Source organism: Martelella sp. AMO21009, from assembly GCF_053484295.1.
This window is the reverse complement of record NZ_JBAKFR010000006.1, coordinates 116,005-142,515: the sequence shown is the minus strand read 5'-3', so window position 1 is coordinate 142,515 and position 26,511 is coordinate 116,005. Positions and strand designations below refer to the sequence as shown.

The window sequence follows — 26,511 nt, the reverse complement described above, 5'->3', positions numbered from 1 at the left end:
GAGGATTGATGGAAACGAAGCTCATTGAAGAGCAGGCAGCCGTTTGTGAAATGGCGCAAGGATTTGTGTTCGCTGATCAGAAAGAGGGCATGGCGGCCTTCTTCGAGAAGCGAGCCGCACAATTCAATCACCGTTGAGTCATTCGGAAATGGAAAAGCAGGAACATGAAAATTCTGGTAACGGTTAAGCGGGTTGTCGACTACAACGTGAAGATCCGCGTGAAGGGTGACGGAACGGGCGTCGAACTGGCGAACGTGAAGATGTCGATGAACCCGTTCGATGAGATCTCCGTTGAGGAAGCGCTGCGCCTGAAGGAAGCCGGCAAGGCTGAAGAAGTCGTGGTTGTATCGATCGGGCCGTCCAAAGCCGAGGAAACGATCCGCACCGCGCTTGCCATGGGCGCCGACCGCGGTATCCTCGTCGAGACGGAAGAAACCGTCGAGCCGCTCGCCGTTGCCAAGATCGTCAAGGGCGTCGTCGACGCCGAGCAGCCGGGGCTCGTCATCGTCGGCAAGCAGGCGATCGACGACGACAGCAACCAGACCGGCCAGATGCTTTCGGCCCTCCTCGGCTGGGCACAGGGCACGTTCGCCTCCAAGGTGGAAATCCTCGACGGCAAGGCCAATGTGACGCGCGAAGTCGATGGCGGCCTGCAGACAGTCGAAGTCAGGCTTCCCGCCGTTGTCACCACCGACCTGCGCCTCAACGAGCCGCGCTACGCCTCGCTGCCGAATATCATGAAGGCGAAGAAGAAGCCGCTCGACAAGAAGACGCCAGCCGATTACGGCGTCGACATCGCGCCGCGCCTGAAGGTGCTGAAGACCGAGGAGCCGGGCGGCCGCAAGGCTGGCGTCAAGGTGGCTTCCGTCGCCGAGCTCGTCCAGAAGCTGAAGACCGAAGCCGGCGTGCTTTAATTCGGAACGGATAGGAGAACCAAGATCATGACCATTCTTCTTGTTGCCGATCACGACGACATGAACCTTTCCGACCAGACCACCAAGGCGCTGAGCGCCGCTGCCAAGATCGCCAAGGACACGGGAAGCGACGTCCATGTGCTCGTTGCCGGCAAGGGTGCTCAAGCTGCGGCCGACGCCGCCGCCAGGCTTTCCGGCGTCGCCAGGGTTCTGCTCGCGGACAGCGACGACTACGCCCATCAGCTCGCCGAGCCGCTGGCTGCTCTCGTCGTGTCGCTGGCGCCGTCCTATGACGTGATCATGTCTGCTGCCACGACCTCCGGCAAGAACGTCATGCCGCGCGTCGCAGCGCTTCTCGACGTCATGCAGATCTCGGAAATCACTGAAGTCGTCTCGGCCGACACGTTCAAGCGTCCGATCTATGCCGGCAACGCCATCCAGACGGTTCAGTCCACCGACGCCAAGAAGGTGATCACTGTGCGCACGGCCTCCTTCGCCGCCGCCGGTGAAGGCGGTTCCGCCGCTGTCGAAACGGTTGGCGCCGCTGCCAACCCGGGCGTTTCCGCCCATGTTTCCGACGCTCTGTCGGCATCCGACCGTCCGGAACTGACGTCTGCCAAGATCATCATCTCCGGCGGCCGCGCGCTCGGCTCGTCCGAGAAGTTCAAGGAAGTCATCCTGCCGGTCGCCGACAAGCTGGTTGCCGCCGTCGGTGCGTCGCGCGCCGCCGTCGACGCCGGCTATGCGCCGAACGACTGGCAGGTCGGTCAGACCGGCAAGGTGGTCGCCCCCGAGCTCTATATTGCCTGCGGCATCTCCGGTGCCATCCAGCACCTCGCCGGCATGAAGGACTCGAAAGTCATCGTCGCCATCAACAAGGACGAGGAAGCCCCGATCTTTCAGGTCGCCGATTACGGCCTCGTGGCAGACCTCTTCGAAGCTCTTCCAGAGTTCGAAAAGGCGCTCTGAGGATCAGTTGGACAGGCCGAGATGACGCTGAATTCCCGAAGATGGCCGCGGCCGGAAGATTTTAGAGGTTCATAAATCTGAAATCATGCAGGATTTTCTAGTGTCGCGTTCTTTCGGTTTATCCCGCGATCTTATCTTGCAACCAATAATCTGCGGGTTCCGAAGCTGAAGCCGGCCAAGTTTCCCATCAACGGCCGGCCGTTCTTCGGCGCTAACGATACCCCTCGGGGTCAGCAATGTTGGCATCAGGCCTCCCGGTAGAGGAGGAGATATTGATGTCCGCGAAGCGAAGGCCGACCCTGAGACAACTACGATAGATGCTTCCGCTTGCCGGAAGCGGAACAAGCAGCCGCGGTGGTGCTCTGCGGTGCGCGCAGCACCGTGCAGGACAATCTGAAGCGAGCGGCTCTGGAGCATCTAACGATTAATTGGTATCGCCCGATGCTCTGGATTCTTGCTTCGCAGGCGAAGGCGCGCCCATCTCCTGGATGAGCGCTTCGCGCAGAACGGTCGACGTGTTGGAGGACAGGGTGCAGCCGGGCCTGCGCACCGTCCCGATCCGGCGATAGAGGTCCTGTTTGATGCCGAGATCGTCTGTCACCGCCACGACGATCCAGTCCGCCGCCGCCAGCCAATCCAGATGATCATCGACATTGCCGCAGGTGATGTTGGCCGCGGCCGAGCGATCGCGCCGGAAATATACCGAAAAGTATCCTATTGAACTCTTCGGAATGTTTGTTATTGTGCGAGTAGCATCAGGGAGGCGTCGTATGGCTCAGCGGGCGAAGGCAGCGGTTACAGGGATCGGCGAGACGGTTTATTCCAAGGCATCGACAAAAAGTGCCTTCGAGCTGCAGATCGAATCGTCGCTTCTGGCGATTCGCGATGCCGGTTTGAGTCCCAGGGACATCGACGGCATCATCCCGATCGGCCTGACCGGGGCGCCGGCAGAGCAGTTCGTGACCAATTTCGGCATCGAGGACCTGCGTTACTCGGCGGTCACGCCCCTGGGTGGTGCCAGCGGTATTGCAGCGATCCAGACGGCAATGGCCGTGATCGATGCCGGCATCTGCAACCACGTCCTCATTCCGTCCGGCCGCAACGTGTCGTCCGGCGCCCGGGCCGGCGTCCGGATACACCAGATGCCGCAGTTTCACCTCGTCACCGAGTACGAATACCCGCTCGGCGCGATTTCTCCGGCGCAGTTGTATGCCCCCATGGCAAGGCGCCACATGGAGCTCTACGGCACCACGAGCCGGCAACTGGCCGAGATTGCCGTGACGATCCGGAGGCACGCGAATCTCAACGAAAACGCGATCATGCGCGACAAGACGATGACGGTCGAGGACCATCAGGCGTCACGGATGATCGCGGACCCTTTCCGGCTGTTCGACTGCTCGCTGGAAAGCGACGGGGGCGCTGCTCTTGTGGTCAGTTCGGCACGCGCGGCACGCGACATGGCCCAACATCCGGTTGACGTGCTTGGCGTGGCGGAAGGGCATCCGGACAGCCCGAGCGCGATCACGCATCGGGGTGACATGACGCGTCTCGGGATCGCGAAGGCGGCGCCGGTGGCTTTCGAGATGGCCGGCGTCAGCCATGCGGACATCGACGTCGCCGAGATCTATGACTGCTTCACCTGGGTGGTTCTCTGCCAGATCGAGGACATGGGATTCTGCGGGAAGGGCGAGGGCGGGTCCTTCGTCGAGGGCGGTCGCATCGCTCTGGGCGGTGAGCTACCCATCACGACGCACGGCGGGCTGCTCAGCCAAGCGCACATGCTGGGCATGAACCACATTGTCGAACTGGTGCGCCAGTTGCGTCATCAGGGCGGCCGGGCGCAGGTCGCGGATGCCGAAATCGGCCTGTGCACCGGCTACGGAGATCTGGGCGACGGCGCGATCGCCATCATGCAGCGAGGATGAAGCAATGACAGACCAAGCAACGGCATATCCCGCCCCGCACGCCGAAGGCCTTTCCGCTCCGTACTGGAACGGGACCAAGCGGGGGGCTCTCGTGGTGCAGCGATGCGATGGCTGCGGCAAGCTCCGGCACTATGCGCAGGTTCTCTGCACGGACTGCTTTTCGGACGCGTACAGCTGGATCGAAGTCAGCGGGCGCGGGGCGGTCCACAGCTGGACCGTGTGTCACCACGCTTTTCATCCGGCCTTCGTCAAGGACCTTCCCTATACCCTAGTGACCGTCGACCTGGACGAGGGGATTAGAGCAATGGGTCGGTGCAGCACGGATGCGCTGAGCCTGGGACAGCGCGTGAAAGCAACGTTTCCGCTCCGCCCGGACGGGTTCGGCCAGCTTACCTTTCTCCCGGAATAAACTTGAATCTCATCTCATCTGGTAGATCCATGTCGAGCACTCCAAGAACCATCATCATTACCGGAGCGACGGGCGGCCTCGGGCGCGCGTTTTCGCAGAGATTTTCGGAAAAAGGCGATCGGCTAATCCTGACCGACCTTGATGCCGGTGCCTGCGATGTCCTGGCGCAGACCTGTGGAAACGGCAGCGTCGGTTACGCGTGCGACCTGGGTGATCCTGCCCAGATAACGGAATTCTGGACGTGGCTCGACAGAACCGTCGGCCCGCCCGACGTGCTGTTGAACAATGCGGGTCTGGGACCATCGATGCAGCCGACGCTCGCCACCGATACCGAAGACTTCGGCCGCGTGATCGATGTCAACCTGGTGGCCCCAGCCCGGATGCTGCAGGAAGCGGCAGCGCGCATGCGTCCCGGGTCGTCCATCGTCAACACCGCGTCACTGGCCGGACTGGTGCCCAACCCCAAACGAAATGCCTATGGTGCGGCAAAGGCGGCTCTGGTCGATCTGACCCGCCGCGCGGCCCGGTCCCTTTCCGACAGGGAGATATCCGTCACCGCCATCGCGCCGGGCTACGTCTTGACGGACATGGTGGCGACCCTGTCGCGCGAAGGAAATATCGCGTTGGACGCGGTTCGACGCCGGGTGCCCCTGGGGCGGCTCGCGCGGCCGGACGAGATGGCCAGCGTCGTGGAATTCCTTGCCTCCCCTGACAGCCGTGCATGTGCGGGTCAGACCCTTGCAGTGGACGGCGGCTGGAGCGCGTTCAACATGGGCGGTGACGCCTGTCCGGAACCGGCAGCCGCGCCGCTTGGCGAAACGGAAGCCGAACCGGCTCCTGCGGGCAAAGCGGTTGTCCTGGCAGATGCCGAATTTCCCTCTACCGCGCTTGCGCGCGCGCTGCCGGACCTGCCTCACGTTTCACTGGCAAAAACATCCTCGGATACGGCGCAGCGGCTGGCGAGTGCGGGACCGGTGGCCACCGTCGTCGCAATCGGGGCACGGTCGGGGACGACCGGCGATCTGTACCGCCGCGACTTCGACATGCTCCGCGAGGCGCTCCGGGCCGTGCGGGAGACTGCCGGAACCGTTGTCTACGTGGCTCCGGTACATCCGGAGGACGGCGATATCCGACTTCGCGACTCGGGCGTGGCGATGCTTCTGCGCGGATTGGCTGCCGAGTTCGGCCCGGAAAAGGTGCGGGTGAACGGTATCTTTGCCAACACCGAAACCGATGCGTCCGCGCAAGGCACGGCGAATCTGGCCCGCTTCCTTGCGGGGCCGGGTGCAAGCTATATGACCGGCGCGATACTAGAAGTCCCGCTATCCTAACTTTCCGGGGTCATTTTTTCAGGAAAATTTCCGCAAGCAGGATTGAATACTTGTCAGATTCCCTTAATACTGTTCGGTATAAACATCAGCGGCTCGAAGGAGGCTCTTCCGATATGAACGCTTCGAGCGAAACTGTCATCTCCGGACGCTGCGATCCGCTGGCAATCGGCGGGACCGGTATCGGGCTGACGGGCTTGCTGGACAAACTGGCCGGGCAGATAGGTCAGGATATCGCCGCGATCGACGAAACCCGGTCGATCACCTATTTCGAACTGCGGGCACGCAGCCGGGCACTGGCCCGGGCCATGGTCGACATGGGCGTCGTCCGGGGCGGCAACGTCGGCGTTCTGGCCGGAAATTGCATCGACTGGCTGGTTATCGCCTTCGCCGCGTCCTACGCCGGGGCGGTCCTTGTTCCGCTGAGTACATGGTCCACTCGCGAGGAACTTGCGTATCTGCTCGACGAAGCCGGCTGCAGCGTCGTGTTCGCGACCAGGGATTTCGGCGGCCGGGACTTTGCGGCCGATGTGGCGACACTCTCGGACGGATCTGCGACGCGCCTGATTCCGATGACCGAAAGGCCGGCCCCTGATGCAGGCGACGAATTCTCCCGTCTGATCGATCGCTATTCGTCGGCCGACGCGGACGCCGGGGACGCTCTGCCGTGCGCGGAGGCCGGCGACGATGCCATGATCCTTTTCACCTCCGGATCGACCAGCTTTCCCAAGGGCGTGCGCCTCACCCAGTCCGGTGTGGTCGAGAACGGGCTTCACATCGGGGACCGGATGGGGCTACGGCGAAGCGACCGGGTGCTGGTTCCGGCCCCTCTCTTCTGGGCCTATGGAGGCTGCAACGCCCTGCCGGCGACGATGACCCACGGAGCGACGTTGGTCCTGATGTCCCGTTTCGAAGCCGGTCAGGCGCTGCACATGATCGAGCGCCATGGCTGCACGGCGATCTACACGCTTCCCACAATCACTTCGGGCCTGCTGCGTCATCCCGAGTTTCGTCCGGAGAGGGTCGGGAGCCTGCGAACCGGTCTGACGATCGGCACGCCGGAAGACTTCAGGCAGGCGGCCGACAGCCTCGGCGTCTCGGAGCTCTGCAACATCTACGGCTCGACGGAGACGTATGGAAACTGCGCCGTGACCTGGCATCACTGGCCAAAGTCGCGCCGTGCCTCGTGTCAGGGACCACTGCTTCCGGGACAGAGGATCCGGTTCCGGAATCGCGACAACGGCGAGCTGTGCAAGGCCGGGGAGGTCGGACTGGTCGAGGTCGCGGGCCGCGTGTCGCCCGGCTATTTCGGGCGCAGTGCATCCGCGAACGAAACGGCTTTCACCGACGACGGATACTACCGAACGGGCGACCTGGGCCATCTGAACGACGAGGGCGATTTCGTCTTCGTGGGCCGTGCCTCGGAGATGATCAAACGCTCCGGGATTAACGTGTCGCCCGCCGAGGTCGAGGACGCTTTGATGCGCGCGAAGGGGGTGAGCGCGTCCGCGGTCGTTGGAACGCCGGACGCCGAAAAGGGAGAATGCATCGTCGCCTTCGTGGTCGGAACCGGACTGACATTGTCCGACCTTCAGAGCCACTGCCGACAGGTCCTGTCCAGGTACAAGCAGCCGGACCGGTTCGAAATCGTCGACGGATTGCCGACGACCGCGACCGGAAAACTGCAACGCAAGGCGGTCAAGGAGATGGCGCTCGAGCTGATGAAGATCGGCGATGACGGCGCGTCTGATACAGAGGTCAAACCGACATGAGGGAACACTGGGGCAAGTGGGGTGCCGACGACGAGATCGGCGCGCTGAACCTTATCGGCGCGGATGAGGTCCAGAAAGCGGCGCATCTGGTCAGGCAGGGTCGCGTGTTTTCCCTCGCGCAGGAAATCTCCGGCGCAATGCCGATCCCCGCGCACCGTCCCGGCGTTACGCATTTGCTGGGGCGCGACGGTGGCGACTACGCCGCGGGGGCACGGCGCCCCGGCGGATTCCAGTTCGCTGAAGATACGGTGGTCATGCCGCTGCACACCGGGACTCATATCGACGCGCTCTGCCATTGCTGGTACGACGACGAGCTTTTCAACGGGTTTCCGGGAAACGGGGTTCGCAGCAAAGGGGCGGAGAAGCTGGGGATCCACACCATGCCGCCGATCGTCACCAGAGGCGTGCTGATCGATCTCGTCCCGGTGTTCGGAGGGCTCTTGCCCGACGGAGAAAGTATTGGCGTGGACATGCTGCGCACGGCGCTTGAACGCACGGGCACCGAGTTGCGGCGGGGTGATGCCGTCCTGTTTCGCACCGGATGGCAGGAAAGCCTTGAAGGTCGCAAGCCGGACTTTGGCGCCGAGCCGGGGATCGACCTCGAGGCGGCCATGGTGCTGGTTGAGGCCGGCGCTGCAATTGTCGGGGCGGACAACTACGCCGTCGAGGTTCTGCCTTTCGCGCCAGGGACCGTCTTTCCCGTTCATCAACGGTTGATAAGGGATTTCGGCATCCCACTTCTCGAAGGCCTGGTTCTGAAGGAACTTGCCGAGGCCCGAGCCTCGGAATTCTTGTTCGTTGCCGCACCGCTTCCCGTAAAAGGCGGAACGGGCAGCCCCCTCACTCCGGTGGCCGTGATATGACGCAGATCTCGACACCGACGGACAATGCCTCGCCCCTGGGTCAGTTTCTAAAGGACGTGAAGGTTCTGGACCTGTCCCAGTACATTCCGGGGCCGATGGCGACGCTCTTCCTTGCCGACATGGGCGCGGATGTTATCAAGATAGAGCCGCCGACCGGCGACGAGATGCGCAACCTCGGTCCGCGCGATCAACAGGGTCGTCCGACCTACTATCGCGCCCTGAATGCCGGCAAATGCGTCTACCGGATGAACCTGAAGGATCCGGCGGATCGTGACGCATTCCTGGAGATGGTCAAGGATGCGGATATCGTCGTGGAGGGCTTTAGGCCCGGTGTGCTGGCCCGCCTGAAAATCGACTGGCCGGTCCTGAAGGCGACCAACCCGCGCATCGTCCTCTGTTCGATCAGCGGCTATGGCGCCAATTCGCCGAACGCGCGGCGCGCCGGTCATGATGCGAACTACCTCGCCGAGATGGGGATGGCGTATCGCAACGGCGAAACCCGTCCGGCGTTCTACGACCCGCCGCTGGCGGATTGTGCGGGCTCGCTTTTTGCGGTGATGTTACTGCTGGGCGCGCTGCACGGGCGCAACCGGACGGGTCAAGGGTGCAAGATAGATCTGGCGCTGGCCGACATTGTGATGCCGATGCAGATGATGCAGATCGCAGACTTCGGCGCGACCGGAAAATTACTGGATCGCGGAGACTATTACCTGAACGGGTCGGCCGCCTATTACAACGTCTATCCGATTGCGGGCGGAAGACATGCCATTCTGGGTGCTATCGAGCCGAAATTCTGGGGGATATTCTGCACCGAAGCCGGTCGCCCCGACCTGATCGACCGCCATGACGACGCGATGCCGCAGCTCGCATTGAAGGAAGAGGTGGCCTCGATCCTGGCGTCTTTGACGGCGGATGACATCGAACGCAGGTTCGAACCTCTGGACTGCTGTCTGTCCGTGATCAGAGATTTGGGCGAGGCGGTTTCCAGTTCTCAGGTGACAGGGCGTCAACTGGTCCGCACCGATGCCGGCGGAGAGCTTCAGAGTCTTCTCCCGGTCTGGATCAATGATGCCCCTCCCTCACTGCGCGCTCCGGTGGATGAAAAGGGCACCGACCGTCCGGCGCCCGACAACAGGAACAGCGTCGTTTCGGGTCAGGATGCATCATGACCCGCCAGGGAAACGGCGCCGACTGCGACGACCATATGAACTTGGAAAGTATACACCATGATCCCGCGACCGATTTTTGACAGCTATCACGAAATATTTCGGGATTCCCTGAAGAGGTTCATAGCCGACGAAATCCTTCCCAACTATGCAGATTGGGAGGCGGCTGGCATCGCGCCGCGCTCAATCTGGCAAAAGGCGGGCGAACAGGGATTTCTCTGCACGAACGTGCCGGAGGAATACGGGGGAATGGGCGGCGACTTCCTGCATTCCGCCATAATGATCGAGGAGATGGCGCGGGCCGGATGCACGACGCCGACCTTCTATCTTCATTCCGAGATCATCTCGCCCTATCTGGTTCATTTCGGCACGGAAGAGCAGAAGAGCAAATGGCTGCCGGGAATGGCGCGCGGGGATGTCATCACCTCGCTGGGCATGTCCGAGCCGGGCGGCGGAAGCGACGTCCAGAACATCAAGACCACCGCGATCCGCGACGGCGACGACTACGTCATAAACGGGCAGAAGACATTCATTACGTCCGGTTTCAACGCGGATCTGGTCGTTCTGGCGTGCAAGACCGATCCGAGCCTGGGCGCCAAGGGTGTCAGCCTGATCCTGGTGGAAACAGACCGACCAGGCTTCGAACGGGGCCGCATGCTTCAGAAAATCGGCTGCAAGGGGCAGGACACGGCCGAGCTTTTCTTTTCCGACCTGAGGGTGCCCGTTGGCAACCTGCTGGGCGAGGAAGGCAAGGGCTTTGCGATCCTGATGCAGGAACTGGCGCAGGAACGGCTGGTTCAGGCCATCCGCGCGGTCAGCTCCGCCGAGGCGGCCGTGGAATGGACCATCGAATACGCCACGGACCGCAAGATGTTCGGACAGACGCTGGCGGATTTCCAGAATACCCAGTTCAAGCTTGCCGAGTTGACTGCCCTGCTGGCCACACAAAGGGTGTTTGTCGATCGCTGCACCGAATTGCACATGAAGGGAGAGCTGGACTCCGTCGACGCGGCGATGGCCAAGATGGTAACGACCGAACTTCAGTTCAAGGTGATGGACGAGTGCCTGCAGCTTCACGGCGGCTGGGGCTACATGACCGAATATCCGATCGCACGGGCCTTCGTGGATGCCCGCCTTGGCCGGATCGGTGGCGGAAGTATCGAGACCATGAAAAGCATCATCGCGAAGTCGATCATGCCGAGCTTGAGGAAACGCAGGCCCACGTAGTCGCAACATAGCTCTGCCCCGCCGCCCCGGAGCCGGAAAATGTTGGTGCTCGTCGGTAGAATTGGTTACTACGCGCCAAATCCAACTCCAAGTCGAGGCCGAGTACATGAAAAAAGTCAATAAACCGATGGATATCCGAGAAGAGGTCGCATCTCTGAAGCGTGCACGGACTGTCAGCGCCGCTGTCGATCTGTTCTATGCCAATGGGTATGACAAGACGACCCTGGAAGCCGTGGCCGATCAACTGGGCGTGACCAAACCCTTCATCTACTCGCACTTCAAGTCTAAGACTGAACTTCTGGCCGATATCTGCGGCCGGGCGATTTCGGCCTCGCTTGAGGCGCTGGAAAGCGTGAAGACGCTGGATCTGAGCCACACGGAGCGGCTGAAACTCATCAGCCAACGCTTCGTGACAGCAGTGCTGCAAAACCAGATGTACATCGCCATCTTTACCCGCGAGGAAAAGGGCCTGGCTCCGGAGGATTTGGCGCGGATCAACGCAATGCGGCGAACGTTCGACAAGGAACTGACGGCGATTATCCAGGCGGGCGTGGACGCTGGAGAATTCCACGTCAACGATGCCCATCTTGCTGCGCTGTCCATCGGGGGAATGGTCAGTTGGGCCTATGTCTGGTTTCGCGCGGGAGGCCGCCTGAGCATAGAGCAGGCGGCTGACGAAATGACACAACTGATCCTGCAGATGGTTCAGGCAAAGTCTGCCTGAAGACCGGCCCCCTCTGCGGAAGGATCAACTCGAAGGAGGGGATTATGGATACGAACGGACCGCTTTCAGGATTGCGGGTACTCGACCTGTCGACGGTGGTGCTGGGGCCGATGACGGGGCAATACCTGGGCGACATGGGCGCTGACGTCATCAAAATCGAAACTCCCGACGGCGACGTTACCCGGGCGATCGGTCCAAGACGCAACGAGGGCATGGGGGCGCTCTTCCTTGCCAACAATCGGAACAAGCGTAGTGTCGTGCTCGATCTCAAGACCGAGGGTGACCGTGCGTTGCTGCAGGCGATGGTTGCGCAGGTCGACGTGGTTGTTCATTCGATCCGTACGGAGTCGGCGGCGCGTCTCGGAATTTCCTTTGCCAACCTCGCAGCAAGCAATCCCCGGCTGGTATATTGTCACCTGAAGGGGTTTTCGGATGACGGGCGCTATGCCGGCAAGGCCGCGTATGACGACGTCGTGCAGGCGCTTTCGGGACTGGCGATGCTGCAGACCGTCGTGGGCGGCGAGCCTCGCTATGTGCCCTCGATCATCGGAGACAAGATCAGCGCCGTGCACGCAGCTTGGGCCATCGCCCTGGCCCTTTTTCATCGCGAGCGGACCGGGCTGGGACAAGAAGTGGTCGTCCCGATGTTCGAAACGCTTGTGGCGTTCAACATGATGGAACATATGGGTGGGCAGATTTTCTCGCCCGCCGTCGGCGAAATGGGATACAAGCCTGTCCGCGAAGCCTTGCGGCGGCCGTTCCGAACGAAAGATGGTTATCTCTGCTTTCTGCCTTACACGGACAACAACTGGCGCACGTTTCTCACCTTGATCGACCGTCCGGATCTGCTGGCCGATCCGGTGTTTGCCACGCAGAAAGGGCGTCAGGCGAATCTGACCCTCGTCTGGGGTGAGGTGGCCAGGATATTTTCGGGCCGCTCCACGCAAGAGTGGCTGAAACTTCTCGACGGTTCCGACATCCCTCATGCAACGGTAAATGCACTGGAGGATCTGCTGGCCGATCCACACCTGAACGATATCGGCTTCTGGCAGTTGCACGAGCATCCGACCGAAGGGCAGATGCGGTTTCCAAGCCCGCCGATCTGCATGTCGGCGAGCCCGGCGTCGATCAGGCGTCTTCCGCCGCGCCTCGGAGAGCACACGGAAGAAGTGCTGTCTGAATTCGGGTTGCGCCGGGCCGGCATGTGAGGAGAGATCCAGGCACAAAACACAAAGATACTGGCGAGAAGCTATTGCTTACTGACCAGTTTTATATATGCTCGTCGGTAGGGGGTGGTTGCGATCCGGTTGCACCTGGATCAGCGACATTGGATCCGCCCCTGTTGGATCCAAAGGGAGGAACAACGCATGACATTAAATCTCAAGGATTACTGTGCTTCGCTCGCCGCAGTGGTAAGTCTCAGCGCAGCATTGGTCTGTGTGGCCGGGTCGGCCTTCGCCGACGTCAAGCTGAACTATTCGCCCTGGTTGCCGGAGGGGTATCCCCTCAACGATTCCGTGCTGCGGCCATGGATGGCCGAGGTCGAAAAGGTTACAGAGGGTCGGGTCACATTCAACTGGCTGCCCAAGGCCGTTGGCAGGGCGCCCGAGCAATTCGACGTGGTGCGCGACGGGCTTGCGGATGTCAGCCTTGTCTTGCCGGGGTATACGCCCGGGCGGTTCGAACTGATCGAACTTGGCGAACTGCCGCTGCTTTCGGACAGTGTGGGCAAGATCGGCCCGGTCTTCTACAATATCTATGCGGAGCATCTCGAGCCGCTGAAGCCTTTCAAGGGAACGCACCTGCTTTCCATCTGGTCGACCATTCCGACCCATCTCGTGTCGTCCAAAGGGATTGCGAATAACATCTCTGACTTCAAGGGTCTGAAACTTCGTGCGCCCAGTGCAACGGCTACTGCAGAAATGGAAGCGCTCGGCGCGGTCCCCGTGCAGAAACCTGTCTCCGAAATCTACGAACTGGCCTCGACCGGGATTATCGACGGATCCTTTTTTCCGATCAGCACAACCTACGATTTTAAGGTCGACGGCGAGCTGAAATACTTCACCCTGATCCCGGGCGGCCTCGGCCAATCGGTCATGGCTCTGCTCGTGAATCAGGACAAATGGGATCAGATCGACGCCAAGGATCAGGCCGCGATCATGGAGTTGTCCGGCGCAGCTATGGCATCGGCTGCAGGAGCCCTCTTCCAGGATCAGGAAGACAAGGCGATCGCGCGGGCGCGGAGTGAGCGACCCGACGAAATTGCAACGGCGAATGACGCTCTGGTTGTCGACATAACAAATGCCATGCAGCCTGTCTTCGACAGTTGGTATGAACGTGCTGCAGAGGCCGGGTTGGAGGACCCCGAGGCTGTCATGACGGAGTTTAAGAAGAAGCTGGCTGAATAAGACGCGTTCTGGTCTTTTTAAAATGTTGGGAGGGGATCGAAATGCTGCGGGTGATTGACAGGGTAACGACTGGTGTCGCCAGTATCCTTCTCTTCCTGACTGTGTTGCTGACGCTAGCTGACGTTGTCGGACGCAATATGCTGTCGCACCCGGTTCCGGGTGCGACAGAACTGACCGAGCTTGCGCTGGTCGGTATTACCTTCTTCGTATACCCGCGCGTCGCACTGGCCCGTCAGCATATCGTGGTCGATCTTCTCGACGTCTGGATGGGCACACTGGCCCGGCGGCTCCAGCAGATGCTCGGCGGGATACTCGGTGCCGTCCTGTTCGGCGCAATCGGCTGGCGCTTGCTGACCCTGGCTGACCGGGCGCAAAGTTATGGGGACGTCACCGCCTATCTCAAGATCCCCGTCTTCTACGCACTCTACTTCATCGCGATCTCCGCAGGTCTCACCGCGCTGTGCTTCCTGGCAACCAGCGTCATGGCGTGGACCATGTCGGAGCGTGAATTCTACAGCGACACCCACGCAGTCAATGCAGGTCTTGACTAATGACAACTGCGATAATCGGTTTTCTGCTCGCTTTCGGGCTAATCTTTCTTCGTGTCCCCATTGCAGTTGCCCTAGGTGTTGTCGGCTTCGGCGGATTCTGGCTGCTGAATGGTCAAACACCGGCCATGAGCATGATCGCGCTCACGACGACCGGCTCTACGATGTCCTACTCTCTGGCGGTCGTGCCATTGTTCGTGTTGATGGGCAACCTCGTGGCGGGCGCAGGAATTTCGGCGGAGCTCTACCGGGCTGCGCAGGTCTTTGTCGGACATCGCAAGGGCGGCCTGGCGATCGCGACGATCGTGTCGTGCGGCGGGTTTGCGGCCGTTTGCGGATCTTCCGTCGCGACGGCAGTGACGATGGGCAGGGTGTCGATCCCTGCCATGCGCTCTTACGGCTACTCCGACAGGCTCGCCACGGCCACGGTGGCTGCGGGCGGCACGCTCGGCATCCTGATCCCGCCATCGATCATCATGGTCGTCTACGGGATCGCGACGGAAACGCACATCGGCAAACTGTTCGCCGCCGGGCTGATCCCGGGCTTGATTGGCGTGATCGGCTATTCTCTGGCCGTCCGCTGGGTGGTCTGGCGTGACCCGGATGCGGCTCCTCCGGCCGAACGGTCGACCCGGACCGAACGAATGGATGCGATCAAGCGGATCTGGTCCGTCGGGGCTCTGTTCACGCTGGTTCTGGGCGGCATCTACGGCGGTCTCTTTACCGCGACTGAGGCCGGAGGCATCGGCGCGGCAGGCGCCTTGGCCTTCGCTCTGGCGCGCCGCGTGCCCCTGCCGGACCTCTACGCGATCTTCAAAGACAGCATCCAGACCACGGCCGTGCTGTTCGCGCTGATCATCGGCGCGACCATCTTCAGCGAGTTCATCAACTATACGGGTGCGGATCGCACTATCCTTGCCCTTGTCAGCGACGGGTCACTGTCGCCGACGGTGATCATGCTGATCATCATCATGGTCTACATTCTGCTGGGCTGCGTGCTCGACAGCCTGGCGATGATGCTGCTGACGCTGCCGATGTTCTTTCCGATCGTCATGGGACTTGGTTACGACCCGGTCTGGTTCGGCATCCTCGTCGTCGTCCTTGTCGAGATGGGCCTTATCACCCCTCCCATGGGTATGAACCTGTTCATCCTTCGATCCATAGTGCCCGACGTATCTCTGGCAACGATCATTCGCGGAATCCTTCCATTCGTGATGTCGGATGTGTGTCGTGTGCTGCTCATTCTCGCCTTTCCGACGATCACGCTGTTACTGCCAAAACTTCTTTTCGGCTGATCATGGTGCGTTCGAGGCCGGGCGACCCGACCGCGAAACCGCGTCTTCGCTGAAATCATCAAGAGGTGTCACCAATGGCTGGTCCGGTTCGAAAGGTTCATCAGGCCCTCGTCGATGCGGTTCGCGCGGAAGGGGTGCACACGATGTTCGGGGTGATGGGGGACGCCAACATGGCGCTCTGGTCCGAGATCCGGTTGCGCGGCATCGCGGAGATCTATTCCGCCCGTAACGAGGCCGGTGCAATTGCCATGGCGGACGGGTATTTCCGGGCCACAGGGCAACCGGGCGTGGCAACGGTCACCTGCGGGCCCGGCCTGACCCAGATCGGGACATCTCTGGTGGCTGCGTCGCGCAATCGATCGGCCCTCGTCCTGCTGACGGGAGAATGGCCGAAGGAGTCCCCGAACGACCTGCAGTGCTTCGACCAGAGGCGATTCATCGAGGCCTGTGAGGCGGGCTACCACGAGGCGACGGACGGGCCGGCAATGCCGCGGCAGATCGCATCCGCGTTTCGTGATGCCCGACTGCGCCGGCGACCGGTTGTCCTGTGCATCAACAACGCGACGCAGTCGCGGGACTACGCCCATGAATGGAGCTATCGGCCATCCACGCAGGATCTGCCAGGCCCGATGTCCGCATCCCCGGAGGACGTGGCCAGGCTGGTCGCGGCGCTGCACAGGTCGGAGCGGCCCATCATTCTGGCCGGGCGCGGCGCCAGGCGTGCAGGTGCCAGAGATGCGATCCTTCGGCTGGCCGAGCGGTGCGGCGCCCTGCTGGGCACAAGCCTGCAAGTCAAGGGGATGTTCGCCAAGACGCCGTGGTCCATCGGTCTGATCGGGGGATACGGGTCGGAGCTGACGGCGAAGCTATGCTCCGAGGCGGATCTGGTGCTTGGCGTCGGCGCACGGATCGGTCACTATACGAGTTGGGGGAATTCGCTGTTCCCGAAGGCGCGGGTGATTCGGATCGACGATGCCGAACCATCGGCCGACGTGCCGCTTGCGTCGGGCATCGATATCCGCGGCGACGCGAGGCTTACGCTCGAGTCCGTCCTTGGCAGTCTTCCGGCGACGGCAACCGGCTTTCGCACCCAGGCCGTCCGGGATCGTCTGCAGGCGCCCGACCCGGCGGCCTTCGCGCAACCGGACGACGGACTCGAACCGCGCCTCGTCGCGCGGAGGCTGTCGGGCCTTCTGAACGAAGGCAGCCGGCTGACCTGCGGCGTGGGCCATTTTCAGGGCTTTGCCGTCAACTACATGACCCTGCCCGAAAACATCGAGGTCGAATATTCGTCCGCCTTCGGTGCCGTCGGACAGACATTGCCGATTTCCATCGGCGCCGGCCTGGGCGCCAGGCCAAGCCGCCACCTCGTGATCGAAGGGGATGGCAGCCTGATGATGAACATTCAGGAACTCGATCTTCTCGCCACATGCGGACTGCCGACGATTGTCGCCGTCTGGAATGATGGCGGATATGGTGCCGAGGCGCAACGTCTGCCAATCTATGGATACTCGGCGAAGACCGCCACGTGGCCATCGCCGGACTTTGCCGCGATCGCCCGAGCATACGGCGGGCAGGGCGTGACTGTGCAGACCCCCGAGGAGCTCGAGTCCGCCATGGCCGACGCCGAACGGGCGACAGGCCTGTTCCTGATGGATATCCGCGTTTCATCGAGCGTGATGAGCGAAACATATGCGAAAAACTTCCGCGGTGCCGCCAATACGGTCCCATTTCAGCCTTGAGGTTCCCATGACTGACGTCAGCAACTCGCCCGAAGTCCTTACCAGCCGATCCGACGGCGTTCTGACCATCACGATCAACCGACCCGAGCAGAAGAATGCCGTCAACGGCGCGGTGTCCTTCGGCGTCTGCGCCGCGGTGGACGAACTCGACCACCGCGACGACCTGCGCGTCGGCATCCTGACCGGTGCGGGAGGTACGTTTTGCACAGGCATGGATCTGAAGGCCTTTCTGAGGGGCGAGGTCACAAGGGTCGCACATCGCGGCATCATGGGCATCGCACTGACACCGCCCCGCAAACCGCTGATCGCTGCAGTCGAAGGCTATGCGCTGGCGGGCGGGTTCGAAGTGGTGCTTGCCTGCGACCTCGTCATTGCCTCGCGTGATGCGAAGTTCGGTCTGCCGGAAGCGAAGCGCGGCCTGGCGGCGATGGCTGGCGGGCTTCTGAGGCTGCCGCGCGCCATTCCCCGCGCGATTGCCATGGAAATGGCACTGACCGGGGGCATGGTCTCCGCCGAACGACTGGCGGGTTTCGGCCTCATCAACCGGCTGACCGAACCGGGAGAAACTCTGGCCGCGGCGCAGGAGATGGCACGTGAGATTGCGGCGAATGCGCCGATGTCCGTCGACGTGAGCAAACGGATCATCAACGGCCAGATCGACTGGACCACGCAAGAGATGTTCGCTCGCCAGGCTGAGATCTCCGGACACATACTCGGATCCGAAGATGCCAAAGAGGGCGCCCGCGCCTTCGCGGAGAAACGTCCGCCGAATTGGACGGGGCGCTGAAACTCCGGTCGGACGGCTCCTGCGGTCTGTCCGGGTCCGGTCATTGCATCTTGCTTACCGAACAGATAGAATATATACCAATCGGTATTGAGCGGCCTCTGGCCCCAGAAACGAGACATGCGGAGCGATGGTGAAGATGACCGGCAGCCAAAATCTGAAAGCCGGCCCGGGGGCTGAGGGCGGTCCCGGCGCCGGTGTCATTGCAGGACTGACGGCCATGATGATGGATGCCGATCCATCGGTGCATGGCATCACATTCTCCGGCCTTGTCAGAAGCGCCGGCGGTCTCTCGCGTGAGAACTGGTCGATCGACGCGACCTGGTCGGATGCAGGCACCAGCCGCTCTGAAAGGCTGATGCTTCTTCGCGACGCGGAGGGCGGCCTTCTGAACACCGGCCGTGCCCGGGAATTTGCGGTTCTGAAGGCTTTGGAACATACGCCGGTCCCTGCGCCGCGGGTGCATTGGGTTGACCCGGACGGGCGTTTTCTGGGGGCGCCTTCGATCGTGATGGAACGGGTATCCGGATCGTGTGACTACATGATCCTGAACAGCGGGCTGCCGATCGAGACGCGTCTCACCCTCGCTCAGCGGTTCATCGAGCTGATGGCCGCGATACACGCCGTCGACTGGCGGGCTTTCGGCCTGGAAGACAGTCTTGGTCTTCCTCAAGTCACGCCCTCGGTCCGAGAGCTTGACCATTGGGAAAGCGAACTGAGGGCCGTTCAGCTCGAGCCCCAACCAGAACTTGAATACGTTCTCGGATGGCTCAGGCGCAATGCGCCCGAGCCGGAGGCGATCGTGCTCGTGCACGGAGATTTCAAACCCGGCAACGCGCTGGTCGAAGGCGATCGCATCATCGCGAAGCTTGATTGGGAAACCGCCCATCTTGGCGATCCGCTGGAAGACCTTGGTTGGGTCACAAATCCGGTCCGCAAGCGCGAACACCAGATCCCCGGGCAATGGGAGGCGAAGAATATCGTCGAGGCATATCGCCGTCTTACCGGGCGCACCGTACGCGAGGAGGATTTGCGCTGGTGGAACGTTTTCTCCTGCTGGAAGCTCTGCGTCATTCAACTGACCGCCGTCGCCGAATTCGTGAACGGGAGATACGGACGCGTGTTCCAGACCCCGACATGGCTTTTCCGGCCTATGTTCAGAATGATGGGAGCCATGGAATGACCTCGGAACAGGATGTGGGCCGCCCGTTCACAGGAAGCGAGGTGTCTGCGTGAAGCCCAGTGTGGAAGACCAGCTGAAGGGGACTTGCCGGGTTCTCGAAACCGTCGTGGCTCCGCATTTGTCGGAGCCCTTCGCGCGCACCATTCTTGCGGGACTGGTTGCGAACCTCCGGATGCTAACCGATGCAATCCCCGAGGTTGCGAAATTTTTGCTTGAGGACAATGCGGCGTCCCTTCGGCTCCTGGTGTCGCTCAAGGACACCATGACGGACGAGCACCGGGCCGCCCTGTCCGCGCTCGAGAGCGCCCCCATACCGGCTGCAACTGACGTCAAGGCGCAGGACGAGCGGAACTGCGAGTTGCGCGGCCTGCTTGCCGAGGCGGTGTGCAGCGATGCTCTGACGGACGCCCAGCGTCGCGCCATCATCGAACACATGTCGCAACGGGCATCGCGAATGCCGATGCGCTATGTGCCTACGGCTCCAACCCCGTCAACGGAGGAGAATTCCTGATCATGCTGACCGCGCTAGACGACACGCTGTGGCACCAGCTGCCGACGACCTTCGATCACGTCTGGACCAGCGACCCTCGCTGGTTCGACAGGTACTGGTTCGCCACCTACGCAAAGGACGGCCGCGTCGCGATCCAGGTCACCATGGGTGCCTACAGGAACATGAACGTCCTGGATGGCGGTGTGGTGGTCATCGTGGACGGGCGGCAGTACAATCTGCGCGTGTCTCGCACGCTAGGCACGGATATGCGGACCGCCTGCGGCCCGCTGACCGTGCAGCCGGTCGAGCCGCTGAAATCCTTCAAGCTGAGCATTGAGCCGGGCGATCATCCCGTCCGCGGCGAAATCACCTGGGAGTGCGTCGAGCCTGCCCATGAGGAGCATCCGCACTACACGCGGCTGAGGTCGCGCACCGTCGAGGACTATCGCCGTTTCGACCAGATCGGACGGACACGCGGCTGGATCGAGGTCGACGGCAGCCGGATCGAGATCGAGGACTGGTGGGCCTGCCGCGACCATTCGTGGGGGGTTCGCCGGGGCATGGGCGTGCCCGAGCCGGTCACGGGTCCCAAGGTGAACCTGAAGGAAAAGGGCCATGTCATGTCCTTCCTGTTCTTCTCTACCGACAAGATCAGCGGGTCCTTGCTGTTTTCCGGACGCGGCGACGACGTGCCTTATACGACGGGCGTGATCACCGACCGGAGCACGGACACGCAGGTCCACATCGACAGGATCGGCCTTCATGTCAGCCTGCACGAGGGCACTCGCCGGTTCCGGACCGCACGGATGAATGCCACGCTGGAGGACGGCCGTCCCCTCGTCATAGAGGTCGATGCGCTCGGCTCGTCCGTCGCGATGCAGGGACTGGGCTACAGCGGCGGCTTTGACGATGGAATGGGGCTGGGCGCGTGGCGCGGAGACCTGCATGTGGAGGCCGATACCTGGGACGTGTCCCATCCGTCGGTCATCGTCAGGGGAGACGGCAGCTCGAAGGAACACTGGCATCGCATCCAGCCAGTAGGGCTCACCGCGACGCTTGACGGTGCGTCGGCGGGCGAAGGGACCGGGAGCATGACCCTGACGATCGCAGGGAAGCTCCCCGATCATTTGAAGCTGATGGAATGAACCAGAGGAAACCGGTCCGGCTGCGGATCACAACATGACGCGGGCCCTTCTGTCAGACCATCTCCGCGCAGGCGATCATATCGTGGTCGGTCAGTTGGCGGGCGAGCCTGTCGGCCTTGTTGACGAACTGTTCCGCATGGCGCCGACTCTCGGACATCTAGAGGTGTTCTGCGGCTTCTCGCTGGATCCGTCCTGGGGAACGCTGGAAGCCGAGGGCGTGAGGGTGACAACCTATTGCGGTCTCGGAACCGTGCGCAAACTGGTGGCGCAGGACAGGGCGCGGGTCGTTCCGGCGTCGCTTTCGCACCTGTCCTCGATGATCGCTTCTGGCAGGATGCCTGTCGACGTCGTCCTATTGCAGGTGTCTCCGGCGGATGCCGACGGCTATCACAGCCTCGGCTGCACGCTGGACTATGTCTGGGAAGCCGCGAGGGTGGCGCGGGTCGTTCTGGTGGAGGTCAATACTCTCGTACCTGCCACTCGGGGCGCCGCCCGGCTTCACAAAAGCGAAGTGGTCGCGGCCCTGCACAGCGATACGTCGCTGCCGGAAGCTCCGGCCGAGGTCCCCGACGAAATCCAGCGACGGGTGGCGGTCAACGCCGCGCGACTGGTGCCGGACGGGGCAGCCATCCAACTGGGTATCGGCAGCCTTGCGGTCGCGGTCGCGGAGGCGCTTCGAGATCATCGCGGCCTGCGGCTCCGTTCGGGGATGGTAGGCGACTGGTATCTCGACCTGCTTGAAAGCGGCGCGCTGGACGTGACCGTCGAGGAGGCCTGCCGGGCGTCGCTTGCGGTCGGAAGCAGGCGATTGTACGACGCCCTGTCGCGTGATCATGTCCTGCAGTTCGCGCCACCCTCCGATCTTGTTCGTCCGCTACCGAATGTGCCGCTCATCGCCGTCAACTCGGCCATCGAAGTGGACCTGACCGGACAGGCGAACACCGAATTCCTGGGGCAGCGCTACGTCGGCACGATCGGCGGTCAACCGGACTACTTCCGGGCTGCGCGCCTGTCCGCGGACGGCCTCGCCGTCCTTGCCCTTCCTTCTGTGGCCAACAACGGCAAAAGCCGCATCGTCGAGAAATGCGTGCATGTCTCCACAGCCCAGAGCGATGTTGACGTCATTGTCACGGAGCACGGCATGGCCGATATCCGCGGAACGACCCTGGCGGAGAGGCGGGCCCTGATTGCGGCAATCGCCGATCCTGCGCTCCGCGAAGAACTGGGTGGATCGGCGTCTGCCTGAAGAGCTCGAGCGCCCTCCGTCAGGAAAAGCACAGGCGGGTGGCGATGAGATCCAGGGCCGCGTCGGATGCTTCCGCGGCGACGGCCAAGGAAAGAAATCCGTGGACCATGCCGGAACAGACCCGTAGTTCGACATCGACGCCGCAAGCGCCGAGTCGCGCCGCGAAATCTGTTCCTTCGTCCCTGAGCGGATCGAACTCGGCGGTCAGGATGGTCGTCGGAGGGAAGGTTTTCAACATGTCTGCAGACGGTGGCCCCGCGTCGGGCCGCGGGTCGGGTCCCAAGTAGCAGTCCCAGAACCATTGCATTGCCGCCCGTGTGAGCAGCGGTCCGCCCGCCAGAGCCATCTGACTTGGGCTGTCGCAGGCCGGATCGAGCGCGGGATAGATGAGAGCCAGATGTCGCGGCGTCAGCCGTGCGGCAGTCAGGCGGGCACAAAGCGCGGTTGCGATGCTTCCGCCAGCGCTGTCGCCGCACAGGGCAAAACGGTCGGGATCGATGCCGTATTCCTCCGGTCGTGCGAGAACGCGGTCGACCACTGCGCCGACGTCATCGATCGCTCCGGGATATCTTGTTTCGGGGGCCAGGCGATAGTCGATGCTGATGACGGCTGCGGCGGTTCGCTTTGCAAGGTGACGACAGATGCCGTCGTGCGTATCGATATTACCCCAGACGAACCCGCCACCGTGCACGAAAAAGATCACAGGCAGCTCCGGGAGCGCATTTGGTCTGTAGGTCCTGATCGGGACTGGATGTCCGGAGGACTCGACCACACCGTCGACAATTGCAACCATCTCGGGAGGGGCGCCCTGATGCATGGCGCCGTTGGCCGCACGACGAACCTTTTCCATGGGGATATTGGCCGGTGGCGGCAGGATGAGGTTGCGCGGATCCGCCAGGAAAGTTGTCAAAGAAGGGTGTATGGGCACTCGCTACCTCTTGAAATTTAGTAGAAATGAGTACTATCAGGTATAAGTTTGTTACGACATTGACAAGTATCGAGTAAATGATGGCACCGAAATCTGCTGGAGTGGACATATTGGCAAAGGCAGAGGAGCGTCTGTCCATCTCGGATGAAGTTGCCGCGCTGAAGCGCGAGCGTACCTTGGACGCCGCCACGGACCTCTTTTACGAAAAAGGGTATTCCAACACGACGTTGGACGATGTGGCAGCCGCGCTCGGGGTCGCCAAACCGTTCATTTACAAGCACTTCGGATCGAAGCACATGCTGCTGGCGACGATCTGTGCGCGGGGCATCCAGGCTGCGCTCGATGCGGTTGAATTCGCGCTGGCCAATGGCGAAGGCCCTTCGGACAGCCTGATGATATTCGTCCCGCGATACGTGCAGGCGATCATCGACATGCAGAAATGCATTGCGATCCATATCCGTGAAGAGAAGAACCTCCGTCCCGAAGACGTCGAAAATCTAGCCGCGCTGCGGCAGAAGTTCATGTCTCGCACCGAAGAGCTTCTTGCCATCGGAAAAGCCTCTGAAGAGTTGGAAATCGCCGATCCGCGTGTCTCGGCGTTTGCGATCGTCGGCGCGGTCAGCTGGATTACATTCTGGTATCATCCCGACGGTCCGCTGACGCCCGACGACGTTATCGAACGCATGACGTCGTTCATCCTGAACCTTCTCCGCTCCGAAAGCTCGACGCTGCCGGGCTGACCGAAGGGCCACCGCACCTCGAACCCCAAAGATCCGGGCCGGTCGGCTGACGGCCGGCCTCGCGCTCATGCTGCGGTGCGGCAACGATTTTGCACGCGAAAAACTCAATAGTAGTTGAACGCTACGCATGAGTATGTTTTGTTGCCAGCAGGTCATGTGGTGAGTCGCTCGTCGGGGCGACCCGAAATTGCGGGAGTGGATGCCATGGAGAAGAAGGACGTCTTGATCGTCGGCGCGGGGATTGCCGGTTTGCGAACGCTTTATTCTGTGCGCAAGGCGGGATTTGATGTCAAAGTGCTCGAAGCATCGGACGAGCTCGGCGGTGTCTGGAACCACAACAGATATCCGGGAGCGCGGTGCGACGTCGAAAGCTACGACTATTCCTACAGCTTTTCGCCAGAGCTGGAGCAGGAGTGGACCTGGACGGAACGGTATCCTCGCCAACCCGAGATCCTGTCCTACCTCAACCATGTTGCCGATCGGTTCGATCTTCGCCGCTCCATCGTATTCAACGCCCGCGTCACGTCGGCCGAATATGACGAGGAGGGCGCCGTCTGGAAGGTGACCACGGAGTCCGGCGACACATATGTGTGCCACAGGCTGATATGGTGCCTCGGTCAGCTGTCCGCGCCGAAGACGCCTGACTACCCCGGACAAGATCTGTTCAAGGGCGAGACGATTGTCAGCGCCCAGTGGCCGCGCCGCAAGATCGACTTCAGCGGCAAGCGTGTCGGGATCATCGGGACCGGGTCTTCCGGCATGCAGATGACGCCGGTGATCGCCGAAGATGCCAAACGGGTCACGGTATTCCAGCGGACCGCCAACTACAGCGTTCCCGCCGCCAACGCGCCCCTCACCGACGAGGAAATCCGGGAGGTCAAGGCGCACTATGCCGAGCGCCGCGAACTGACCCGCAATTCTCCGACCGGCCTTGGCTTCCGGCCAGGCAAGCTCAAGACGCTCGAGGTCGACCCCGAGGAGCGTGAAAAGGTTTTCGAGGCGGCCTACAATCGGTACGGCTTCGGCTTCGCGCTCGCCTACCCCGATATCTTGCTGGATCCCGATGCCAATGCGGTCGCATCCGACTACCTGCGTCGCAAGATGGGAGAGCGGGTAAAGAATCCCGTGGTCAGGGAGAAGCTGATCCCGAATACACATGGCTATGGGACGCGCCGGCCGACGGTTGACAGCGGTTATTTCGAGGCATTCGATCGTGACAACGTCGAACTGGCAGATATACGTGAAGCGCCGATCGTCGAGTTCACGGAGACCGGTATCAGAACGACGGAAAAGGACTATCCGCTCGACATCATCATCTACGCCACCGGATTCGATGCGCTGACCGGCGCCATCCTCAAGCCTCGGATCACCGGGCGCAATGGTCTGACGCTGAAGGAGAAATGGCTGTCGGGCCCGATCACGCAGCTCGGGCTGGGCAGCTCCGGCTTTCCCAACATGATCATCGTCGGCGGACCAGGCAGCCCGACGGTCCTGTCCAACGTGATGGTCTCGACCGAACTTCAGGTGGACTGGATCACCGACTTCCTGACCTATCTCCGTGCGAACGACATCGCCGAATTCGAGGTGACGCCGGAGGCCGAGGCCGCCTGGAACGAGAACATTCAGGAGCGGGTGGCCGAAACACTCTACATGACGACCCGCAGTTTCTACAACGGCGGCGAGGTCGAAGGCAAGCCACGCGTCTTCATGCCGTACAGCGGCGGCGTCCGGAACTATCGGCGTCTGATGGAGGCATGTGCTGCCGAGGGATATTCCGGGTTCGACCTGAACGCAGCCCCGCACCCCGTGGCCCGGGAGGCGCAAAACGATGCTGACTGATCGCGGACGATCCGTTGCCGTCGTCGGCGTCGGCACCATGGGGGTCGGCATTGCCTATGTCTTTGCCATGGCAGGCTACCATGTTCATGTCGTTGAACCCGACCCTGCTCGCCTCTCTGCCGCGTTCGAGGAGATGCGCAATGCGGGGCGGAATGCCGTCGCGCGCGGCAAGGCGACGGCGGAAGCTGCTGAAGCGGCCATCGGCGCGATCGAGGGCCATCCGGATGTTGCCGATCTGCCCGAGGGGTTGGACTTGGTGGTCGAGACGGTGCCTGAGCGGCAGGCGCTGAAGGAGGCGGTGCTGGCCGCGATCGCCGAGCGCCAGCCAAAGCTGATCGCTTCGAATACCAGCGCCCTGTCCATAGACATGCTGTCCCGCGCGGTCAGGGAGCCCGCGACGTTTCTGGGCATGCACTTCTTCAACCCTGTCTGGTCCCTCATGCTTGTCGAAATCGTGCGCGGCGCGAAAACCAGCGAAGCAAGCGTCGAAATGGCGCGCGGCTTCGCCGACGGGATCGGCAAGAAATCTGCCGTGGTGTCCGATGTGCCTGGCTTTGCCACCAGCCGGCTCGACCTCGTTCAGGCGCTGGAGGCGATCCGCATGGTCGAAGACGGGGTTGCGAGTCCCGCAGACATCGACCGGGCCGTCACCACGGCCTACCGCCATCCCGTCGGGCCCCTGCGGCTAAGCGACATGGTCGGGCTGGACGTGCGGCTGGACATCGCCATGCATCTCGCCACCGTTCTGGGGCCGCATTTCGCCCCGCCGAAACTTCTTCAGGACATGGTCGCCCGTGGCGAACTCGGTCAGAAATCCGGCAAGGGTTTCTATGACTGGACCGCCGCTGCCGCGACACAATAACAGG

The 26,511-nt window shown here is 62.0% G+C and carries 26 protein-coding genes; 24 read left to right on the top strand and 2 right to left on the bottom strand.

Annotation, left to right across the window (positions count from 1 at the left end):
• Nucleotides 1–8: 8 nt before the first annotated feature.
• The 3 genes from V6766_RS09865 to V6766_RS09855 are packed head-to-tail and all read left to right on the top strand — an operon-like array spanning nucleotide 9 to nucleotide 1,883.
• Entirely contained in the window at nucleotides 9–137 is a 129-nt protein-coding gene (locus V6766_RS09865; protein ID WP_448465935.1) for a hypothetical protein, read from the top strand.
• 27 nt (nucleotides 138–164) lie between these two features.
• Complete coding sequence (locus tag V6766_RS09860; protein ID WP_448465933.1) at nucleotides 165–914, top strand: electron transfer flavoprotein subunit beta/FixA family protein; 750 nt, start codon at nucleotides 165–167, stop codon at nucleotides 912–914.
• Nucleotides 915–941: 27 nt separating this feature from the next.
• Nucleotides 942–1,883: an electron transfer flavoprotein subunit alpha/FixB family protein gene (locus V6766_RS09855; RefSeq protein ID WP_448465931.1), complete on the top strand. Its 942-nt coding sequence runs from the start codon at nucleotides 942–944 to the stop codon at nucleotides 1,881–1,883.
• 424 nt (nucleotides 1,884–2,307) lie between these two features.
• On the opposite strand, the gene V6766_RS09850 is transcribed toward V6766_RS09855, so the two are convergent.
• Nucleotides 2,308–2,601, bottom strand: a complete 294-nt coding sequence (locus tag V6766_RS09850) for a 3-hydroxyacyl-CoA dehydrogenase NAD-binding domain-containing protein (RefSeq protein WP_448466081.1) — start codon at nucleotides 2,599–2,601, stop codon at nucleotides 2,308–2,310.
• A 52-nt stretch (nucleotides 2,602–2,653) separates the two neighbouring features.
• On the opposite strand from V6766_RS09850, the gene V6766_RS09845 reads away from it, so the two are divergent.
• From V6766_RS09845 to V6766_RS09760, 18 genes are all read left to right on the top strand, one after another.
• Nucleotides 2,654–3,808 carry a thiolase family protein gene (locus V6766_RS09845; protein WP_448465929.1) on the top strand — a complete coding sequence of 385 codons (1,155 nt, stop codon included), beginning with the start codon at nucleotides 2,654–2,656 and terminating at the stop codon, nucleotides 3,806–3,808.
• Nucleotides 3,809–3,812: 4 nt separating this feature from the next.
• Entirely contained in the window at nucleotides 3,813–4,217 is a 405-nt protein-coding gene (locus V6766_RS09840) for a Zn-ribbon domain-containing OB-fold protein (RefSeq protein ID WP_448465927.1), read from the top strand.
• A 29-nt stretch (nucleotides 4,218–4,246) separates the two neighbouring features.
• The gene (locus tag V6766_RS09835; protein ID WP_448465925.1) at nucleotides 4,247–5,548 is read left to right on the top strand and encodes an SDR family oxidoreductase; all 1,302 of its coding nucleotides are present in this window, start codon (nucleotides 4,247–4,249) and stop codon (nucleotides 5,546–5,548) included.
• A 113-nt stretch (nucleotides 5,549–5,661) separates the two neighbouring features.
• Nucleotides 5,662–7,317, top strand: a complete 1,656-nt coding sequence (locus tag V6766_RS09830) for a class I adenylate-forming enzyme family protein (RefSeq protein ID WP_448465923.1) — start codon at nucleotides 5,662–5,664, stop codon at nucleotides 7,315–7,317.
• Entirely contained in the window at nucleotides 7,314–8,180 is an 867-nt protein-coding gene (locus V6766_RS09825) for a cyclase family protein (RefSeq protein WP_448465921.1), read from the top strand. The genes V6766_RS09830 and V6766_RS09825 overlap by 4 nt, the downstream gene beginning before the upstream one ends.
• A complete protein-coding gene (locus V6766_RS09820; RefSeq protein ID WP_448465919.1) occupies nucleotides 8,177–9,349 on the top strand; it encodes a CaiB/BaiF CoA transferase family protein in 1,173 nt (390 codons plus the stop codon). The genes V6766_RS09825 and V6766_RS09820 overlap by 4 nt, the downstream gene beginning before the upstream one ends.
• A 57-nt stretch (nucleotides 9,350–9,406) precedes the next feature.
• Nucleotides 9,407–10,573 carry an acyl-CoA dehydrogenase family protein gene (locus V6766_RS09815; RefSeq protein ID WP_448465917.1) on the top strand — a complete coding sequence of 389 codons (1,167 nt, stop codon included), beginning with the start codon at nucleotides 9,407–9,409 and terminating at the stop codon, nucleotides 10,571–10,573.
• Nucleotides 10,574–10,679: 106 nt separating this feature from the next.
• Nucleotides 10,680–11,297 (top strand): TetR/AcrR family transcriptional regulator, encoded by a 618-nt coding sequence (locus V6766_RS09810; RefSeq protein ID WP_448465915.1) that lies wholly within the window; start codon nucleotides 10,680–10,682, stop codon nucleotides 11,295–11,297.
• Nucleotides 11,298–11,341: 44 nt separating this feature from the next.
• Nucleotides 11,342–12,505 carry a CaiB/BaiF CoA transferase family protein gene (locus V6766_RS09805; RefSeq protein ID WP_448465913.1) on the top strand — a complete coding sequence of 388 codons (1,164 nt, stop codon included), beginning with the start codon at nucleotides 11,342–11,344 and terminating at the stop codon, nucleotides 12,503–12,505.
• Between the two features lie 159 nt (nucleotides 12,506–12,664).
• Nucleotides 12,665–13,705 (top strand): TRAP transporter substrate-binding protein, encoded by a 1,041-nt coding sequence (locus tag V6766_RS09800; protein WP_448465911.1) that lies wholly within the window; start codon nucleotides 12,665–12,667, stop codon nucleotides 13,703–13,705.
• Nucleotides 13,706–13,746: 41 nt separating this feature from the next.
• Entirely contained in the window at nucleotides 13,747–14,256 is a 510-nt protein-coding gene (locus V6766_RS09795; RefSeq protein ID WP_448465909.1) for a TRAP transporter small permease, read from the top strand.
• Nucleotides 14,256–15,548, top strand: coding sequence for a TRAP transporter large permease (locus V6766_RS09790; protein ID WP_448465907.1), 1,293 nt, complete (start codon nucleotides 14,256–14,258; stop codon nucleotides 15,546–15,548). Before V6766_RS09795 ends, V6766_RS09790 begins: the two co-directional genes overlap by 1 nt.
• 74 nt (nucleotides 15,549–15,622) lie before the next feature.
• Complete coding sequence (locus V6766_RS09785; RefSeq protein ID WP_448465905.1) at nucleotides 15,623–17,290, top strand: thiamine pyrophosphate-binding protein; 1,668 nt, start codon at nucleotides 15,623–15,625, stop codon at nucleotides 17,288–17,290.
• Between the two features lie 7 nt (nucleotides 17,291–17,297).
• Nucleotides 17,298–18,077 carry a crotonase/enoyl-CoA hydratase family protein gene (locus tag V6766_RS09780; protein ID WP_448465903.1) on the top strand — a complete coding sequence of 260 codons (780 nt, stop codon included), beginning with the start codon at nucleotides 17,298–17,300 and terminating at the stop codon, nucleotides 18,075–18,077.
• 136 nt (nucleotides 18,078–18,213) lie between these two features.
• On the top strand, nucleotides 18,214–19,257 hold the full coding sequence (locus tag V6766_RS09775; protein ID WP_448465902.1) for a phosphotransferase family protein: 1,044 nt from the start codon (nucleotides 18,214–18,216) through the stop codon (nucleotides 19,255–19,257).
• A 61-nt stretch (nucleotides 19,258–19,318) separates the two neighbouring features.
• Nucleotides 19,319–19,768 (top strand): hypothetical protein, encoded by a 450-nt coding sequence (locus V6766_RS09770; protein WP_448465901.1) that lies wholly within the window; start codon nucleotides 19,319–19,321, stop codon nucleotides 19,766–19,768.
• A 2-nt stretch (nucleotides 19,769–19,770) separates the two neighbouring features.
• Nucleotides 19,771–20,892, top strand: a complete 1,122-nt coding sequence (locus tag V6766_RS09765; protein ID WP_448465899.1) for a hypothetical protein — start codon at nucleotides 19,771–19,773, stop codon at nucleotides 20,890–20,892.
• Between the two features lie 34 nt (nucleotides 20,893–20,926).
• Entirely contained in the window at nucleotides 20,927–22,138 is a 1,212-nt protein-coding gene (locus tag V6766_RS09760) for an acetyl-CoA hydrolase/transferase family protein (protein WP_448465897.1), read from the top strand.
• Between the two features lie 19 nt (nucleotides 22,139–22,157).
• Here V6766_RS09760 and V6766_RS09755 read toward each other — a convergent pair whose 3' ends face one another.
• Nucleotides 22,158–23,066 (bottom strand): alpha/beta hydrolase, encoded by a 909-nt coding sequence (locus V6766_RS09755; protein ID WP_448465895.1) that lies wholly within the window; start codon nucleotides 23,064–23,066, stop codon nucleotides 22,158–22,160.
• 80 nt (nucleotides 23,067–23,146) lie between these two features.
• Here V6766_RS09755 and V6766_RS09750 point away from each other — a divergent pair, with 80 nt between their 5' ends.
• The 3 genes from V6766_RS09750 to V6766_RS09740 all read left to right on the top strand — a co-directional run bounded on the left by V6766_RS09750 (nucleotide 23,147) and on the right by V6766_RS09740 (nucleotide 26,507).
• Nucleotides 23,147–23,806 (top strand): TetR/AcrR family transcriptional regulator, encoded by a 660-nt coding sequence (locus V6766_RS09750; protein ID WP_448465893.1) that lies wholly within the window; start codon nucleotides 23,147–23,149, stop codon nucleotides 23,804–23,806.
• A 204-nt stretch (nucleotides 23,807–24,010) separates the two neighbouring features.
• Complete coding sequence (locus V6766_RS09745) at nucleotides 24,011–25,645, top strand: flavin-containing monooxygenase (RefSeq protein WP_448465891.1); 1,635 nt, start codon at nucleotides 24,011–24,013, stop codon at nucleotides 25,643–25,645.
• The gene (locus V6766_RS09740; protein WP_448465889.1) at nucleotides 25,635–26,507 is read left to right on the top strand and encodes a 3-hydroxyacyl-CoA dehydrogenase family protein; all 873 of its coding nucleotides are present in this window, start codon (nucleotides 25,635–25,637) and stop codon (nucleotides 26,505–26,507) included. The genes V6766_RS09745 and V6766_RS09740 overlap by 11 nt, the downstream gene beginning before the upstream one ends.
• Nucleotides 26,508–26,511 lie beyond the last annotated feature (4 nt).